Genomic DNA, 16,866 nt, shown 5'->3' with positions numbered 1-16,866 from the left:
ACGCGGGCGGAAACCCTGGCCCGGAGGGGCGGTTGACGGTGCGTAAGGCATGGATCCTGGCGGGTGCCGGGACGGCGGCGGGGCTCAGCTTCGTGATGCTGCTCGTCATCGGCGTGTACGTCATCGCCGGGAACCTCTCCAACGGCGTCGGCGGCAGGAGCGTGGGGCTGGCCAAGGGCGCCGTGCCCGCCGCGTACCAGGCGCTCGTGCAGAAATGGGGCAACCTCTGCCCCGCCATCGATCCCGCGCTGCTCGCCGCCCAGCTGTACCAGGAGAGCGGATTCAACCCGCAGGCCAGGAGCCCCGCGAAAGCCCAGGGAATAGCGCAGTTCATCCCCGGCACGTGGGCCACGCACGGCATCGACGGCGACGGGGACGGCGACCGTGACGTGTGGGATCCGAATGACGCGATTCCATCGGCCGCGACGTACGACTGCGAGCTTGCCTCGTACGTCGAGAAAGTGCCCGGCGACCCCACCCACAACATGCTGGCGTCCTACAACGCGGGGGCCTACGCGGTCATCAGGTACGGCGGTGTGCCGCCGTACCGGGAGACCCAGAACTACGTGAAGACGATCACCACGCTGGCGAAGAGTTTCGCCGCGCCGGTCACACGGGTCGATCCGTCCGAGCAGGCCGCCGGGGCCATCTACTACGCGCAGAAGAAGCTGGGGACGCCGTATCTGTGGGGCGGGAACGGTACGCCTGAGCAGGGCGGACGGTTCGACTGCTCGGGGTTGACGAAGGCGGCCTACGAGAGTGTCGGGATCCCCCTGCCCCGGGTGGCCAACGACCAGTACAACGCGGGGCCGCACCCCTCGCGGGACCAGCTGCTGCCGGGCGATCTGGTGTTCTTCTCGACCGATCCCACCAACTCCCGGGCCATCGACCACGTCGGCATCTACGTCGGCGGCGGGTACATGATCGACGCGCCCCGCACGGGGGCCGTCATCCGGTTCGACCCGATCGACACCCGGAAGTACTTCGGTGCCACGCGGGTCACCGAAGATGGCGCGAAAGCACTCCCCACCAGGGTCTGAACCGGACGGCGACCCGCCCGCTGAGCTGCGGTGATGTGTCTCTCTTCGGTAACGTCTGCGTGATCATTCGGTGGAGAGTGGAACGTATCAACGGGAGCCGTGCGTTCCTGTTGACGTAGCCGAGCGATGCCTGTGACCGACGGACCGGCGAACGCGGATCCGCGAGCACGGGCATGGGTACGAGCGGCGTGCGTGAGGCGCGCCGGGCACAGCACACGACGAAGGGGCCGCAGCACCATGGCTGGACTCGCCGCATCCGGGTCGAACCCCGACGTCGACCTGCTCTATGACATCAACGGCCTCGCCAAGGACGCACCGCACTGGCTGGACCGGATCGTCGAGTTCGTCGGCGAGTACGGGCTGCTGCTGGCGATGGTGCTGCTCGTGGTCTGGTGCTGGTGGACCGTGCGGCGGCGGCCCGCGTCGGCCGAGGAGGCCGCCTCGTCGGTGGCCGCGCTGGTGTGGGCGCCGTTGGCCGCCGGGGTCGCCGTGCTGGTGAACGTGCCGATACGCGGATTCGTGGAGCGGCCCCGGCCCTTCCTCGATCACCAGGGGCTCGAGGTCCTCGTCTCCGGCAAGACCGACTACTCCTTCGTGAGCGACCACGCGACGATCACCATGGCGATGGGGGTCGCGCTGTTCGTCGCCAACCGCAGGTTCGGACTCGTCGGCCTCGGGCTGGGGCTGGCGGAGGGGTTCTGCCGGGTCTACATGGGGGTGCACTACCCGACGGACGTGGTCGGCGGGTTCGCGCTCGGTACGGCTGTGGCGCTGCTGCTGTCGCCGGTGGCGTCGATGCTGCTGACGCCCGTGCTGAGGGCGGTCGACGGCTCCGGGTGGGCGGGGTGGCTCGTGCGGGCGCGTTCCGCTCGCGGGGGCGGCCACGACGCCGTGGTGCCGGGGACCCGGCTGGAGGCCGCTGCCGAGGAGCGGGATCTGGCCGCCTAGGCCGGGAAGTGGCCCCGCGCCGACGGGCTGGACCGGGCGGCCATGCCTTCCCCGCCGGGCCGCACGCCGGCGCCGGGTCTACAGCGACTGGGCGTAGGTGAAGAAGCCGTCGGGGTCGTACCGGTGTTTCAGCTGGGTCAGGCGCGGGAGCGCGGGGCCGTAGTACGCCTTCTTCCACGTGGTCAGGGTGGGGTCCGCGTAGTTCTGGTAGGCGGCTCCCGAGGCGTGGGGGGCCATGGAGCGGTGGGCCGTGGTGAGCCAGGACTGGGCCGTCGTGCCCGGGGTGCCCGCGGGCCAGGACACGAGGTACTGGGCCAGCATCCTGGAACGGCGGTGGACGAAGGCGGTGGCCGTGGGGGAGACCCGGTTGATCGCGCCGCCCAGGGCGGTGAGCGCGATGCTGCCCGAGCCGCCGCGGACGGTTCTCAGCTGCTGGAGCAGGGTCTGGATGCCGGCCGCCGAGAGGGAGCGGTCGAAGAAGTCGGAGCGGGCCGCGTACGTCTCGCGGCCCAGGGCGCCTCGCGGGGAGCGGCCGGGGGTCGAACCCGGCAGGTGGCACTGTGCGTCGGTGGCGAAGGAGGAGCATCCGGCGTAGATCTCCATGGCCTCCTCGTAGGAGCGGCGGCGCAGTGACACGCTCGTCGCGGAGGCGCCCACCCGGCCGGCGAGGCGGTCTACGGCGTTCTGGAGCTGGCCGTGGGTGCCGATGCAGAAGGCGGAGACGGAGATCTTCGGGGTGCCGCCGGGCGTGCTCGCCAGATGGAGGGCGGACCAGATCTCGTCGGGCTGGGACGGGCCCCATTCCTGCCAGGCCCTCACCACCGCCGCGGCCTTCGACCAGGGCCAGGAGAGGTGGCCGGTCACCGCCTGGGGGGCCGGGTGGGTGGTGAAGTGGAGTTCGGTGACGACACCGAAGTTGCCGTTGCCGGCTCCGCGCAGCGCCCAGAACAGTTCCTTCTCGTGGGTGGCGTCGACGGTGCGCTGCCTGCCGTCCGCCGTGACGATCACCGCCCGGGTGAGGCTGTCGCAGGTCAGGCCGTAGGCGCGGGAGACCACGCCGTGGCCGCCGCCCAGGACCAGCCCGGAGACGCCGACCGTCGGGCAGGAGCCGGCCGGGATCGTCGTGCCCTTGGCGGCGAGCGCGCGGTAGACGTCGATCAGCTTGGCGCCGGCGCCGACGACGGCGGAGTCGCCGCTCGCGCGCACCCGGTTCAGCCGGGAGACGTCGAGGACCAGCCGGCCGTTGCCCGAGGACCAGCCGCCGTAGGAGTGGCCGCCGTTGCGGATGGCGACCTTCGTGCCGTGGGCGCGGGCGTGGGCGAGGGCCGTACGGATGTCGTCGGTGTGGGCGACGTAGGCGACCGCTGCCGGTCTCAGGGTGTCGAAGCGGGTGTTGTAGAGCTGCCGGGCCGCCGTCCAGGAGGCGTCGCCCGGACGGATCAGGGGGCCGTCGAGGGAGCGTCCGAGGGCGGCCCAGTTCGCGGCCGTCGCGGCGCTCGTGGTGCGCAGCGGGATCTTGCCGTCCGCGGTCCCGGAGCCGGTCCCGGAGCCGGTCGCGGTCGCGGAGGAGCCGCCGCCGTCGGTGTCCGACCGGCACGCGGCCGTCGCGACTGCCGCGACGGCGGCCGTGCCGCCTGCGATGAACGTACGCCGTTGCATATCTGACCGCCTGTGCCTTGCGTCGCCTTCATGGAGCGAGACGGGGCCGTGGGCCCGCGGGTTCCCGGAAGAGGGAAACGGAACGGTCAGTCGTGGGTGTGGCCCGCCGCGTCGGCTCGGGCCAGGCTTCTCGCCCTGCGGGCCGGGCCGCGCCAGCCGCAGGTGCAGCGGGCCAGGCAGAAGGGGCCGCGTTCGACGGTCGTCGTGGTGTGGGGTTCCCCGGCGTGCGGGGAGGGGGCCGGACGGTCCTTCTGGGTCACGCGGACAACCGTACCCAGCCTCGGCGAAACGACGCCTGCGGCCACCGTCGGCCCCGGTCACGCGTGACGCGTGCCACCCGGCCGTCGTTATCGGGAACGACACGGGGCCCGTGACGGACGTACCGGCTGGGAGTGACAGGCGATGGCTCAGCGGCAGCAGCGACGGTGGGGTACGGCGGTCGTCGCGGGGCTGGTGGCCGGGGTCTGCGCCGGCGCCGCCGGATGCGCCGGTCCCGGGGAGGCCGCCGAGGACGCCCGCGCCGCGGACCCGGTCGAGACGCTCCGCCGGGCGGCTGACGCGCTGGTGACGGCGGGCAGTTCCAAGGCCCGGACGTCGATGGAGATGGCCACCGGCGGGACCCGCGTGACGATCAGGGGCGAGGGCGTCTACGACTACCATCAGCGGCTCGGACGGCTGAAGGTGGTCCTCCCGCAGGATCCGGCCGGGACCAGTGAGCACCGGCCCATCCTCGAACTCCTCGCGCCCGGAGCGCTGTTCATGAAGAACCGGGGCGCGGGCGTGCCCGCCGACAAATGGGTGCGGGTGGACACGGCGACGCTGTCCGACGGGAACCTGGTGACCGGCGGCGCGACCGACCCGTACGCCGCCGCCGAGGTGCTGCGCGGGACACGGACCGCCACCTATGTGGGCCGGAGCCGGCTGGCGGGGACCGAGGTGCGGCACTTCCGCGGCGTCGCCGACCTCGCGGTGGCCGCGAGGGGCGCCTCGGCGGGCGGGCGGGACGCGCTGGGCGCGGCGGCGAAAGGGTTCGCCACCGCCCGGGTCCCCTTCGACGTCTACCTCGACGACGAGGGGCGCATCCGCAAGGTCCGGCACCGGTTCAGCTTCGTCAACGGCCGGCGCAAGGAGGCCGTCGTGGTGGCCTCGACGACGCTGCTCTACGACTTCGGGGCCCCGGTCGACGTACGGCTGCCGGCGGCGGCGGACATCTACGCCGGGCGGATCGCCGAGGAGTGAACGGGGCCGGCGCCGGGGCGGGAACCCGGCCCGGCCGTCCGGTGGGGGCCGGATCCGGCCATGGAACCGGTATGAGGACTAGCCCGTCCGTGCCATGCGCGGGCTGTACGCCGCTCCCTACTCTAGGAAGCCGGTGACGGCAGGGACGAGGTGATGCGCGTGGCTCCGGTCGGCGGTACGGCGGTTCAGGACCACGTGGCCCTCGCCGAGATCGAACTGTGCGGGGAGCTGATCATCGCGGCCTCCGCCGCCGAGGACCGGCTCAGTCTGGAGAGCATCGACGCGGTGCTGAGGGTGGCCGAGGAGCGGGAGGCCCGCGCCGGCTGAGGCGAGGGTCCGGCCGGCGCGCGGGTCAGGTGCGCAGCAGGCGGCCGATGGCTTTCGTGGCCTCCGCCACCTTCGCGTCGATCTCGTCGCCACCCTTGACGGCCGCGTCGGCGACGCAGTGGCGCAGGTGCTCCTCCAGCAGTTGCAGCGCGAAGGACTGCAACGCCTTGGTGGAGGCGGACACCTGGGTGAGTATGTCGATGCAGTAGGTGTCCTCCTCGACCATGCGCTGCAAACCCCGGATCTGGCCCTCGATGCGGCGCAGGCGCTTGAGGTGCTCGTCCTTCTGCTGGTGGTAGCCGTGCACACCGCGGTCGTGGTCGGTCACGACCTCTTCGGTGGCCGCCCCGGCCTCGGTGGTCGTCATCGCATCCTCCAGACGTATACCCCTACTGGGTATATGGTACCGAACTTCGCAGGGTATAGGGCCTGTGCCCGCCGCTGTCGGCGGACCGTGGACCGGACCACCGGGCGGCCCCGCTGCCGGTCGCCGTGCTCGATGGGCGACACTGGTGGACGGCCCATTAGCCGTGGCCGGATGATGCGCCTAGCATCAGCCTGACCGAAACCCATGCATCCTGAGGACCCCACGTGCGCTTTCGTCTGACCCCCAGGGAGACGAGCTTCTACGACATGTTCGCCGCGTCCGCGGACAACATCGTCACGGGCTCGAAACTCCTCATGGAACTGCTCGGGGCGGACACCGCCGGCCGGGCCGAGATCGCGGAGCGTATGCGGGCCGCGGAGCACGCCGGTGACGACGCGACGCACGCGATCTTCCACCAGCTGAACTCCTCCTTCATCACGCCGTTCGACCGCGAGGACATCTACAACCTCGCGTCGTCCCTCGACGACATCATGGACTTCATGGAGGAGGCCGTCGACCTCGTCGTCCTCTACAACGTCGAGGAACTGCCCAAGGGCGTCGAGCAGCAGATCGAGGTGCTGGCGCGGGCGGCCGAGCTGACCGCCGAGGCCATGCCGAACCTGCGGACCATGTCCAACCTCACCGAGTACTGGATCGAGGTCAACCGGCTCGAGAACCAGGCCGACCAGATCCACCGCAAGCTGCTCGCCCACCTCTTCAACGGCAAGTACGAAGCGATCGAGGTGCTGAAGCTCAAGCAGATCGTGGACGTGCTGGAGGAGGCCGCGGACGCCTTCGAGCACGTGGCGAACACGGTGGAGACCATCGCGGTCAAGGAGTCCTGACCCTTTCATGGACACCTTCGCACTGATCGTGACCATCGGGGTCGCGCTCGGATTCACGTACACGAACGGCTTCCACGACTCGGCGAACGCCATCGCCACGTCGGTGTCGACGCGGGCGCTGACCCCGCGGGCGGCGCTCGCCATGGCCGCGGTGATGAACCTCGCGGGCGCGTTCCTCGGCAGCGGGGTCGCGCACACCGTCAGCAAGGGCCTGATCGAGACGCCCGAGGGCTCGAAGGGGATGGGCATCCTCTTCGCGGCGCTCGTCGGCGCCATCGTCTGGAACCTCGTCACCTGGTACTTCGGTCTGCCGTCGTCCTCCTCCCACGCGCTGTTCGGCGGCATGGTGGGCGCGGCGCTGGCGGGCGGTACGGAGGTCATCTGGTCCGGCGTGCTGGACAAGGTCGTCATCCCCATGTTCGTCTCGCCGGTCGTCGGACTGGTCGCCGGATACCTGGTGATGTGCGCGATCATGTGGCTGTTCCGCCGGTCCAACCCGCACAAGGCCAAGCGTGGTTTCCGGATCGCGCAGACGGTGTCGGCGGCCGGGATGGCGCTCGGGCACGGTCTTCAGGACGCCCAGAAGACGATGGGCATCGTGGTGATGGCGCTCGTCATCGGCGATGTGCAGAGTGCCGACGACCCGATTCCGGTGTGGGTGAAGATCGCCTGTGCGGTGATGCTGTCACTCGGCACGTACGCCGGCGGGTGGCGGATCATGCGGACGCTGGGGCGCAAGATCATCGAGCTGGACCCGCCGCAGGGCTTCGCGGCCGAGACGACCGGCGCCTCGATCATGTTCGTCTCCGCGTTCCTCTTCAAGGCGCCGATCTCGACGACGCACGTCATCACCTCGGCGATCATGGGCGTGGGCGCGACCAAGCGGGTCAACGCCGTGCGCTGGGGCGTCGCCAAGAACATCGTGCTCGGCTGGTTCATCACCATGCCGGCGGCGGCGGCCGTCGCGGCCTGCGCCTTCTGGATCGTCGACCTGGCGGTTCTGTAGGCCCCGGCCCTCCCCCCCCACACACCACGCACGAGCCCGCCCCCCGGGAGCCAGGGGGCGGGCTCTCTGCGTCCTCGCGGTGGCACCGCCATGCAGCACCGCGAGGGGTCTTGGCCCTCCGGACCCCTCCGCCCTGATCGGGGCCGACCCGGTCCGGAGAAAGGCCGTACGAAAGGCCCGGAGGAGAGGCCGGACCCGGGGAAGGCCCGGAGGAGAGGCCGGAGGAGAGGCCGGAGGAGAGGCCGGATCCGGGGGAAGGGCCGGAGGAGAGGCCGGACCCGGGGGAAGGGTGGGACGGGAGGCCTAGCCGAAGCGGCCCGAGATGTAGTCCTCGGTGGCCTGGACCGACGGGTTGGAGAAGATGCGCTCGGTGTCGTCGATCTCGATCAGCCGGCCGGGCCGGCCGACGGCCGACAGGTTGAAGAAGGCCGTGCGGTCGGAGACGCGGGCCGCCTGCTGCATGTTGTGCGTCACGATGACGATCGTGAAGCGCTCCTTCAGCTCGCCGATCAGGTCCTCGATGGCGAGGGTGGAGATCGGGTCGAGCGCGGAGCACGGCTCGTCCATCAGCAGGACGTTCGGCTCCACCGCGATCGCGCGCGCGATGCACAGCCGCTGCTGCTGGCCGCCGGAGAGGCCCGAGCCCGGCTTGTTCAGGCGGTCCTTCACCTCGTTCCAGAGGTTCGCGCCCCTGAGGGACTTCTCCACGACGTCCTGCAACGCGTTCTTCTTGTAGCTGCCGTTCAGCCGCAGGCCCGCGGCCACGTTGTCGAAGATCGACATCGTGGGGAAGGGGTTCGGGCGCTGGAACACCATGCCGACCTCGCGCCGCACCGACACCGGGTCGATGCCGTGGCCGTACAGGTCCTCGTCGTCGAGGAGCACCTTGCCCTCGACGCGGCCACCGGAGGTCACCTCGTGCATGCGGTTCAGGGTGCGCAGGAACGTCGACTTGCCGCAGCCGGAGGGGCCGATGAACGCCGTCACCGAGCGCGGCTCGACCGTCATCGAGATGTCCTCGATCGCCTTGTGGGAGCCGTAGTACGCGGTCAGTCCGCTTACGTCGATTCGCTTCGCCATGTCTGCTACTTCACTTCCAGAAGTCTGAAGGGTCGCCGGGGGGTTCCGCGCGGCGGCAGCCGCACGTCGGTGCTCAGCGACCGGTCTTCGGGGCCTTCCAACGGGCGATGCCGCGGGCCACCAGGTTGAGGATCATCACGAAGGCGATCAGCGTGAGCGATGCCGCCCAGGCGCGGTCGTACGCCGCCTGCGAACCGGCGCTCTGCGAGTACTGCTGGTAGATGTACAGCGGCAGGGACGCCTGCGCCCCCTCGAACGGGTTCGAGTTGATGAACGGGTTGCCGAACACGAGGAGGAGGACGGGCGCGGTCTCACCCGCGATACGGGCCACCGCCAGCATGACGCCGGTGATGATGCCGCCGATCGAGGTCGGGACGACCACCTTCAGGATCGTGCGCCACTTGGGCACGCCCAGGGCGAGGGAGGCCTCGCGCAGCTCGTTGGGCACGAGCTTGAGCATCTCCTCCGTGGAGCGCACGACGACCGGCATCATCAGGATGGCCAGCGCCAGGGAGCCCGCGAAGCCGAAGGGCTGCATGTCGAACATCAGCATGAGGCTGAGGATGAACAGACCCGCGACGATCGACGGGATGCCCGTCATGACGTCCACGAAGAAGGTGACCGCGCGCGCGAGGTTGCCGCGCCCGTACTCCACCAGGTAGATCGCGGTGAGGATGCCGATCGGGGCGCCGATCACGGTGGCCAGACCGACCTGCTCCAGGCTGCCGAGGATGGCGTGGTAGATACCGCCGCCGGGCTCCGAGTCGGCGACGACGCCCATCGAGTGCGTCAGGAAGTAGACGTCCAGGACCTTCGTGCCGCGCTGCACGGTCGCCCAGACCAGCGAGGCGAGCGGGACGACGGCGATCAGGAAGGCGACCCAGACCAGGGCGGTGGCGATGCGGTCCTTGGCCTGGCGGCGGCCCTCGACGCGGGCGGCGATGCCGTAGGTGGCCAGGAGGAAGAGGAGGCCGGCGATCAGGCCCCACTGGACGCGGCTGCCGAGGCCCCCGGCCCAGCCGATGACCACGGCCAGGGCGATCGAACCGCCCGCGATGGCCCACGGGGACCACGTGGGCAGGCTGGCGCCGCGCAGGCTGCTGGGGCGCTGGTCGTCGACGACGGCGTGGCTCATGCGTTGGCCCCCGAGTACTCCTTGCGGCGGGCGATGATCGCTCGGGCCGCGCCGTTGACCAGCAGGGTGATGACGAACAGGACAAGACCGGAGGCGATGAGCGCGTCGCGGCCGAACTCGTTCGCCTCGTTGAACTTGCTGGCGATGTTCTGGGCGAAGGTGCCGCCGCCCGGGTTGAGCAGGCTGGCGTGGATGTCGAAGTCGGGGGAGAGGACCGTGGCGACGGCCATCGTCTCGCCGAGGGCGCGGCCGAGGCCCAGCATCGACGCGGAGATCACACCGGAGCGGCCGAACGGCAGCACGGACATCCGCACGACCTCCCAGCGCGTGGCGCCGAGGGCCAGGGCGGCCTCCTCGTGCATCTGCGGGACCTGGCGGAAGACCTCGCGGCTGACGTTGGTGATGATCGGCAGGATCATGATCGCCAGGAGGATGCCGACGGTGAGCATCGAACGCGGGGCGCCCCGGTCCCAGGAGAAGATCCCGGTCCAGCCCAGGTAGTCGTCCAGCCAGCCGAACAGGCCGTCCATGTGCGGTACGAGGATCAGGGCGCCCCACAGGCCGTACACGATGGACGGCACGGCGGCGAGCAGGTCGATCACGTACGAGATCGGGTTGCGCAGCCTGCGCGGGGCGTAGTGGGTGAGGAACAGCGCGATGGCGACGGCGATCGGGACGGCGAGGACCATGGCCACGATCGAGGAGACGACCGTGCCGAAGGCGAGGACGGCGATGCCGAACCGCGGCGGGACCAGGCTGGTGTTCCACTCGAAGGCGGTGAGGAAGTTCGCGTCGTCCTCGCTGATGGCCAGCGAGGCCCGGTACGCGAGGAAGCCCGCGATCGCGGCCATGATCGCGAGCAGCAGGATGCCCGACCCGCGGGAGAGACCGAGGAAGATCCGGTCACCGGGTCGGGTGGCGCCGCGTGCCGCGCGCTTGTGCTCGGCGGTGGCGGGCGGGGCCGTGGGTGGAGGTGCTTCGGTCGTCTGTGTCGTTGCGTCCATGGGGTTCTCCGGTCTGCGGAGCCGCTCGTGGGTGGGCGGCTCGGGCGGGGCCGGGTGTGCGTGCGGCCCCTGGCGGCGGTGCACCGGACGGCGCGGTCCGGGCCGGGTGATGACCTCGGCGCCGGACCGCGCCTTCAGATCAGCTCAGGCCCTCGACGGTGGTGCGGACCTTGGTGATGATGGTGTCGGGGATCGGCGCGTAGTCGATGCCCGAGAGGATGCCCTGGCCCTGCTCGCTGGCCAGGTAGCGCAGGAAGGCCTTGGTGGCGGGCAGGGTGTCGGCCTTGTTGCCCTTGTCGCAGACGATCTCGTACGTCACCAGGGTGATCGGGTAGGCGCCTTCGGCCTTGCTGGTGTAGTCGATCTTCAGCGCCAGGTCGTTGCCCGTGCCGACGACCTTGGCGGCCGCGACGGCCTTGGTGGCGGCGTCGGAGGAGGCCTTGACCGGGGCGGCGGCCCCCGTGTTCAGGGCGACGGTGCCCAGACCGTCCTTGGCGTACGACAGCTCCATGTAGCCGATGGCGCCGTTGGTCTGCTTGACGCCCTGGGCGACACCGGAGGAACCGGACGCGGACTGGCCGCCCTTGGCCTGCCAGGCCTTGCCGCCGGAGTACTTCCAGTCGTTCGGGGCGGCGGCGATCAGGTACTTCGTGAAGTTGTCCGTGGTGCCGGACTCGTCCGAGCGGTGGTACGGCTGGATCTGGAGGTCGGGAAGCTTCGCGCCGGGGTTGAGCTTGGCGATGGCCGCGTCGTTCCAGTTCTTGATCTTGCCGTCGAAGATCTTCGCCAGGGTCGGCGCGTCCAGGACGAGGTTCTCGACACCGGACAGGTTGTACGCGACGGCGATCGGTCCCGCCACCATCGGCAGGTCGATGCCCTGGCCGCCGGCGCAGACCTTCTTGGAGGCGGTGACCTCTTCGGGCTTCAGCGCGGAGTCGGAGCCGGCGAAGGCGACCGTGCCCTGCGTGAACGCGGTGATGCCGGCGCCGGAACCGGAGCCCTTGTAGTTGACCTGGACCCGGTTGCAGGCCTGGGTGAAGTTCTTGACCCAGGCGTCGATCGCGTTCTTCTGCGCGGAGGAGCCGTCGGCGAGGAGCTGACCCTGGGCGTCGTCGCACTTGATGTCACTGGCGCCGGTGGCGGCCGCGGAGCTGGCGCCGCTGCCGGAGCCGGTGTCGTCCGAGCCGCACGCCGTGAGGGCCAGGGCGCCGGAGACGGCGAGAGCACCGAGGGTGAGGGCCCGCCGGTTCATGCGCTGAAGCGTCACTTGGGGAGATCCTTCCAGAAGCCGCCGTCCTGAATCCGGCGGCGTGCGAAGACTGGGCGGCGCGAACGCTTCCGCGAGGACGCGCACCGCACCGGGTAAGGCCGAAACTAGGCAGAACAGGTGAAGCCGCCTATGGGCCTGAATGAACGCGGGGTGAACCCCTGGAGGCGGTGTGGTTAGGTCACGGAACGCTCACGTCGGGGACACAGCGTGATTCCGGTCCGGGCCCCGGCTAGGCCAGGCCCAGAGCGCTGAGCAGTGCGTCCACGAGGTCGCGGTCCCTCGGCCGGGTGAGGCGGTCACGGGCGGCCGACGGGGACAGCCACACCACGCGGTCCACCTCGTCGTTCGGGACGAACCGGCCGGCGCCTGCCTCGGCCGCCCAGTAGCGGACCTCCTTGGGGCGGCCCTGGACGAGATAGCGGACCGTGGGCAGCCGGGCTCCCGGGCGCGCCGTACGTCCCGTCTCCTCGGCCACCTCCCGCACGGCGCACGCCAGCCAGTCCTCGCCGCGCCTGAGCTTCCCCTTGGGATGCGACCAGTCGTCGTACTTCGGCCGGTGGACGAGGCAGATCAACAGCTCGCCGTCGGACGGGGACCGGCGCCACAGGACGCAGCCGGCCGCCCGGACGGGAGTCGCGCCGCAGCCGCCGTCGGGAGGGTTGTCGGGAGTGCCGTCGGAAGTGCTGCCGTCGGGAGTGCTGTCGGGATGGTTCACCGGTCACCGCCTCCTGGAGGGCTGGGCATGCGCGGGCTACGACGGGCCGGCTGGGCCCGCGGGCTACGACGGGCCGGCTGGGCCCGCGCGGGCTACGACGGGCCGGTGGCGACGGTCTGCGTCTGCCACGCACGCTGGAATGCGTAACGGGCCGCCTCCACCTCGTGCCGTTGGTCCGCGTGCAGCACGCCCAGCGCGTACGCCGTGGCCGGGGCGATGCGGGGCGTACGGGCCGCGTGGGCCGCCGCGGCCGCGGCCTCCGAGGCGTCGCGGTGACGGTCGAGGGCCCGGCCCGCCGAGAGCAGCCGGACGTCCGGCGGGGCGTCGTCGCCGTGCAGCGCCTCCAGGGCGTACCGGTGCAGACGCAGCAGGAGGCGGACCTGGTGCCAGGGGGCGTCCTGCGGGTGCGGGGACGGGTCCGGGGACAACCCGTGGACCAGCGCCTCCGCGTTGTACGGATGGCCCGCGGTCACCAGGGGCAGCGCGGCCACCGCTTCCGCGAGGCGCTCCTCGGCCGCGGCGGCCAGCGGGCGCGGATCGGCGCCGGCGGCCCGCGGCAGGAGGGGGACCTCGCTGGCCAGGACGGCGACCTTGTCCGCGACGGCGTGGAAGCGGGAGGACCCGAGGGCCTGGAGAGCGGTGGAGTGGGCCCGGGTGCGGGCGAGGGTGAGCTGACGGTCGAGGAGGGCGCCCGCCTTGGCCGCGCCCACGGTGAGGTTGCCGCGGTCGGGGGCTGCGTGGTCGGGGGTGGCGCGGTCGGGCGTGGCGCCGGCTTTCCGTGCCGTGGCCGGGGCTGAGGCCGTGGCTGTCGCCGCCGACGCGGCTGTGCCGGGGGCCGCGGCCGCGGCCAGGGCTGTGGCGGGGGCCGTTCCCGCGGGGACGGCCGGCTCGGGGGCCATCGCCACGGACAGCGCCGTCGCGGGGGTTGTTCCCCCTCCCGTCCCCAGGGCCTGCGTCGGTACCGCCGTCGTCCCCGACAGCCGGTGCAGTGCGAGCAGCAGCCGCTCCAGGCGGGACTCGCAGGCGTGCTCCACCGCCAGGGTGCCCGACAGCCAGGCCAGTTCGGGACGGATCTCCTCCGTCCAGCCGGGGTCGAGCAGCGGGCGGAAGGTGTGCAGGCTGCCGCTGATCCGGCGGGCCGAGCGGCGCAGGGCGCGCGCCGCGTCGACGGCGTCCGCCGTGCCGCCTCCCGAGCCGTTCGGCCCGCCGCCGGCCTCCCGGTGCAGGCGCAGCGCGCGGAGGAACTCGGTCGCCTGGCCCCGGAGATAGCCCGCGAGGGCCTCCCCGGTCACGGGCCGGGCGGTGGGCCCGGCCGCACGGTCCGTCAGGTCATGGTGTCGCTGTGCCACGCCGGCGCCTCCGGGCGTCTATGAGCATCTCCTGGACGTTGCGCAGGGGTTGGCCGTCCGCGTCGGTGGCGTGCCGGGTCCACTCGCCGTCCGGACCGAGGTGCCAGGAGGCGGTGGAGTCCGACATGCCGGTCTCCAGGAGCCGGTTCAGGGCCGCGCGGTGGGCCGGGTCGACGACCCTGACCAGCGCCTCGATGCGACGGTCGAGGTTGCGGTGCATCATGTCGGCGCTGCCGATCCACACCTCGGGCTCGCCGCCGTTGCCGAAGCCGAACACCCGCGAGTGCTCCAGGAAACGGCCGAGGATCGAACGGACCCGGATGTTCTCCGACAGGCCCGGCACGCCCGGCCGCACGGCGCAGATGCCGCGCACCCAGACATCGACCGGGACACCGGCCTGCGAGGCCCGGTAGAGGGCGTCGATGATCGCCTCGTCCACCATCGAGTTGACCTTGATGCGGACGTGGGCGGGACGTCCGGCGCGATGGTGCTGGACCTCCTTGTCGATCCGCGAGATCAGGCCGTCGCGCAGGGACTTGGGGGCCACCAGCAGCCGGCGGTAGGTCTCGCGGCGGGAGTAGCCGGAGAGCCGGTTGAAGAGGTCGGAGAGGTCCGCGCCGACCTGCGGGTCGGCGGTGAGCAGGCCGAGGTCCTCGTACAGGCGGGCCGTCTTCGGGTGGTAGTTGCCGGTACCGACGTGGCTGTAACGCCGTAGCGTCTCACCCTCCTGGCGGACCACCAGGGACAACTTGCAGTGGGTCTTCAGGCCGACGAGGCCGTAGACGACGTGGCAGCCGGCCTCCTCCAGCTTGCGCGCCCACTTGATGTTGGCGTGCTCGTCGAAGCGGGCCTTGATCTCGACCAGGACGAGGACCTGCTTGCCGGACTCGGCGGCGTCGATGAGCGCGTCCACTATCGGGGAGTCGCCGGAGGTCCGGTACAGGGTCTGCTTGATGGCGAGGACGTCCGGGTCGTCGGCCGCCTGCTGGAGGAACGCCTGCACGGAGGTGGAGAACGAGTCGTACGGGTGGTGCAGCAGCACGTCACGGTTGCGCAGCGCGGCGAATATGTCGGGCTCCGAGGCCGACTCGACCTCCGCCAGGTCGCGGTGGACGCCCGCGACGAACTTGCGGTACTTCAGCTCGGGCCGGTCCAGGCCGTGGATGCGGAAGAGGCCGGTGAGGTCCAGGGGGCCCGGCAGCGGGTACACCTCGGCCTCGCCGATCTTCAGCTCGCGCACCAGCAGGTCGAGCACCTCGCGGTCGATGGACTCCTCCACCTCCAGGCGCACCGGCGGCCCGAAGCGGCGCCGCATGAGTTCCTTCTCCAGGGCCTGGAGGAGGTTCTCGGCGTCGTCCTCCTCGACCTCGAGGTCTTCGTTGCGGGTGAGGCGGAAGGCGTGGCTCTCCAGCACCTCCATGCCCGGGAACAGCTCCTCCAGGTGGGCGGCGATGACGTCCTCGACGGGGACGTAACGGCCCGGGGAGCACTCCAGGAAGCGGGACAGCAGCGGCGGCACCTTCACGCGCGCGAAGTGCTTGTGCCCGCTGACCGGGTTGCGCACGATCACCGCGAGGTTCAGGGAGAGACCCGAGATGTACGGGAAGGGGTGCGCCGGGTCGACCGCCAGGGGCGTCAGCACCGGGAAGATCTGGTGCCGGAACAGGGTGAAGAGGCGGGCCTGCTCCTTCTCCGTCAGCTCTCCCCAGCGGACCAGGTGGATGCCCTCCTGGGCGAGGGCCGGCGCGATGTCCTCGTGGTAGCAGGCGGCGTGCCGCGCCATCAGCTCGCGGGAGCGGGCCCAGATCATCTCCAGCACCTCGCGCGGCTGGAGGCCGGAGGCGGAGCGGGTGGCCACGCCGGTGGCGATACGGCGCTTGAGGCCGGCCACCCGGACCATGAAGAACTCGTCGAGGTTGCTCGCGAAGATGGCGAGGAAGTTGGCCCGTTCCAGCAGGGGCGTGTTGGGGTCCTCGGCGAGTTCGAGAACCCGCTCGTTGAACGCCAGCCAACTGCGCTCCCGGTCGAGGAAGCGACCCTGGGGAAGCTGGGGCCCGTCGTACGGCGACTCCTCGTAGCCGTCGAGGTCGGCGTCGATGTCGGGTTCCAGATCGGAGACCACGGCGGCCACCGTGTGCGGGCGGTGCGCGGCTATGGAGCCCACGGAGGGCTGCTCGTGCTGGACCTTGGCCTGGGCGTTCGACTGGCTCATGGACCTATTCTTCCGCGCCGACAGCGACACAGGCGCGTCGGAACGCGCGCGGGGGAGCGCGGCGGCGTTCCCGGCGCGGAGTTCGTCCTCGGGGGGCGGCGAGGGCTCGGGCACGGCGCGGTTCATTGCCCGAGCCTCGCAAGGCCGTCTGAACCGGTGGTTACGGAGACATGGCGTGCGGGATATCTGGCGGCGGCCTGCGGGGGTGGGTGGGGCTGGCTGACGGCTGCGGGTGGGTGAGGCTCGGGGGGTCTGCGGAGGCCTGTGGGGGCCTGTGGGAGCTTGCGGGGGGCCTACTGGGGGCCTACTGGGGGCCTGCGGGGGTGCGGTGGGGGCTTCGGGGGGCGGGCTTGCCGAGGTGGTGGGGCTCACCGGAGTGGCGGGGGTTCGCTGAGGCGGGTGGGGGTTTCGCAGGGCCGGCGGGGGTTCGCTGAGGCGGGTGGGGGCTTCGCAGGGCGGGCGTGTGCGGTGATGACGGTGGTCGGGCGGTGGCCGCCTCGGGGGCGGGCGTCGGGATGCGGCTGGTGGTGCCCGTCGTGGCCGGCGACCGCGTGAGCAGGGCGAAGGCGACGACGGTGAGGCCGCCTCCAGCTGACCACCAGCGTCCTTGAGCCGGCCGCCGCCGTGCCGCGAGAAGCCGGTGACGTCGAGCTTGGCGTACGTCTCGGCA

Annotated in this window: 16 protein-coding genes; 6 read left to right on the top strand and 10 right to left on the bottom strand. The window is 71.4% G+C overall.

The features are described 5' to 3' along the window. The first annotated feature begins 32 nt into the window (after window positions 1-32). Together ACFYO5_RS31550 and ACFYO5_RS31545 are read left to right on the top strand one after the other, a co-directional pair. Entirely contained in the window at window positions 33-1,040 is a 1,008-nt protein-coding gene (locus tag ACFYO5_RS31550; protein WP_356568962.1) for a bifunctional lytic transglycosylase/C40 family peptidase, read from the top strand. A 237-nt stretch (window positions 1,041-1,277) separates the two neighbouring features. Beyond that, window positions 1,278-1,988, top strand: a complete 711-nt coding sequence (locus ACFYO5_RS31545; protein ID WP_356568964.1) for a phosphatase PAP2 family protein — start codon at window positions 1,278-1,280, stop codon at window positions 1,986-1,988. 78 nt (window positions 1,989-2,066) lie between these two features. Here the strand turns inward: ACFYO5_RS31545 and ACFYO5_RS31540 are convergent, their stop codons facing one another. Together ACFYO5_RS31540 and ACFYO5_RS31535 are read right to left on the bottom strand one after the other, a co-directional pair. Then, window positions 2,067-3,647 (bottom strand): FAD-binding oxidoreductase, encoded by a 1,581-nt coding sequence (locus ACFYO5_RS31540; protein WP_388715244.1) that lies wholly within the window; start codon window positions 3,645-3,647, stop codon window positions 2,067-2,069. A gap of 86 nt (window positions 3,648-3,733) precedes the next feature. Next, entirely contained in the window at window positions 3,734-3,907 is a 174-nt protein-coding gene (locus ACFYO5_RS31535; protein WP_388715242.1) for a hypothetical protein, read from the bottom strand. A 142-nt stretch (window positions 3,908-4,049) separates the two neighbouring features. Between ACFYO5_RS31535 and ACFYO5_RS31530 the strand changes: the two genes are divergently transcribed. Together ACFYO5_RS31530 and ACFYO5_RS31525 are read left to right on the top strand one after the other, a co-directional pair. After that, window positions 4,050-4,886 (top strand): hypothetical protein, encoded by an 837-nt coding sequence (locus tag ACFYO5_RS31530; RefSeq protein WP_388715239.1) that lies wholly within the window; start codon window positions 4,050-4,052, stop codon window positions 4,884-4,886. 153 nt (window positions 4,887-5,039) lie between these two features. Next, on the top strand, window positions 5,040-5,213 hold the full coding sequence (locus tag ACFYO5_RS31525; protein WP_356568971.1) for a hypothetical protein: 174 nt from the start codon (window positions 5,040-5,042) through the stop codon (window positions 5,211-5,213). A 25-nt stretch (window positions 5,214-5,238) separates the two neighbouring features. Here ACFYO5_RS31525 and ACFYO5_RS31520 read toward each other — a convergent pair whose 3' ends face one another. Further along, on the bottom strand, window positions 5,239-5,580 hold the full coding sequence (locus ACFYO5_RS31520) for a metal-sensitive transcriptional regulator (RefSeq protein WP_356568973.1): 342 nt from the start codon (window positions 5,578-5,580) through the stop codon (window positions 5,239-5,241). Between the two features lie 224 nt (window positions 5,581-5,804). Between ACFYO5_RS31520 and ACFYO5_RS31515 the strand changes: the two genes are divergently transcribed. Together ACFYO5_RS31515 and ACFYO5_RS31510 are read left to right on the top strand one after the other, a co-directional pair. After that, window positions 5,805-6,425, top strand: a complete 621-nt coding sequence (locus ACFYO5_RS31515) for a DUF47 domain-containing protein (protein ID WP_073496855.1) — start codon at window positions 5,805-5,807, stop codon at window positions 6,423-6,425. Between the two features lie 7 nt (window positions 6,426-6,432). Next, window positions 6,433-7,431 (top strand): inorganic phosphate transporter, encoded by a 999-nt coding sequence (locus ACFYO5_RS31510; protein WP_356568975.1) that lies wholly within the window; start codon window positions 6,433-6,435, stop codon window positions 7,429-7,431. A 303-nt stretch (window positions 7,432-7,734) separates the two neighbouring features. Here the strand turns inward: ACFYO5_RS31510 and pstB are convergent, their stop codons facing one another. From pstB to ACFYO5_RS31475, 7 genes are all read right to left on the bottom strand, one after another. Beyond that, window positions 7,735-8,511, bottom strand: a complete 777-nt coding sequence (gene pstB, locus ACFYO5_RS31505) for a phosphate ABC transporter ATP-binding protein PstB (protein WP_388715234.1) — start codon at window positions 8,509-8,511, stop codon at window positions 7,735-7,737. A gap of 73 nt (window positions 8,512-8,584) precedes the next feature. Then, complete coding sequence (gene pstA / locus ACFYO5_RS31500; RefSeq protein ID WP_356568979.1) at window positions 8,585-9,646, bottom strand: phosphate ABC transporter permease PstA; 1,062 nt, start codon at window positions 9,644-9,646, stop codon at window positions 8,585-8,587. Beyond that, on the bottom strand, window positions 9,643-10,650 hold the full coding sequence (gene pstC, locus ACFYO5_RS31495; RefSeq protein ID WP_356568981.1) for a phosphate ABC transporter permease subunit PstC: 1,008 nt from the start codon (window positions 10,648-10,650) through the stop codon (window positions 9,643-9,645). Before pstC ends, pstA begins: the two co-directional genes overlap by 4 nt. A gap of 139 nt (window positions 10,651-10,789) precedes the next feature. Beyond that, window positions 10,790-11,917 (bottom strand): phosphate ABC transporter substrate-binding protein PstS, encoded by a 1,128-nt coding sequence (pstS, locus tag ACFYO5_RS31490; RefSeq protein WP_388715230.1) that lies wholly within the window; start codon window positions 11,915-11,917, stop codon window positions 10,790-10,792. Window positions 11,918-12,149: 232 nt separating this feature from the next. Continuing rightward, window positions 12,150-12,635: an NUDIX hydrolase gene (locus ACFYO5_RS31485; protein WP_388715227.1), complete on the bottom strand. Its 486-nt coding sequence runs from the start codon at window positions 12,633-12,635 to the stop codon at window positions 12,150-12,152. 92 nt (window positions 12,636-12,727) lie between these two features. Continuing rightward, entirely contained in the window at window positions 12,728-13,984 is a 1,257-nt protein-coding gene (locus tag ACFYO5_RS31480) for a CHAD domain-containing protein (protein ID WP_388715224.1), read from the bottom strand. Continuing rightward, window positions 13,965-16,196 (bottom strand): RNA degradosome polyphosphate kinase, encoded by a 2,232-nt coding sequence (locus ACFYO5_RS31475; RefSeq protein WP_356568989.1) that lies wholly within the window; start codon window positions 16,194-16,196, stop codon window positions 13,965-13,967. The genes ACFYO5_RS31480 and ACFYO5_RS31475 overlap by 20 nt, the downstream gene beginning before the upstream one ends. Between the last annotated feature and the right edge of the window lie 670 nt (window positions 16,197-16,866).

The sequence above is a fragment of the Streptomyces sp. NPDC006259 genome (assembly GCF_042870975.1).
Lineage (GTDB): Bacteria > Actinomycetota > Actinomycetes > Streptomycetales > Streptomycetaceae > Streptomyces.
This window is presented reverse-complemented; position numbering and strand designations above follow the sequence as displayed.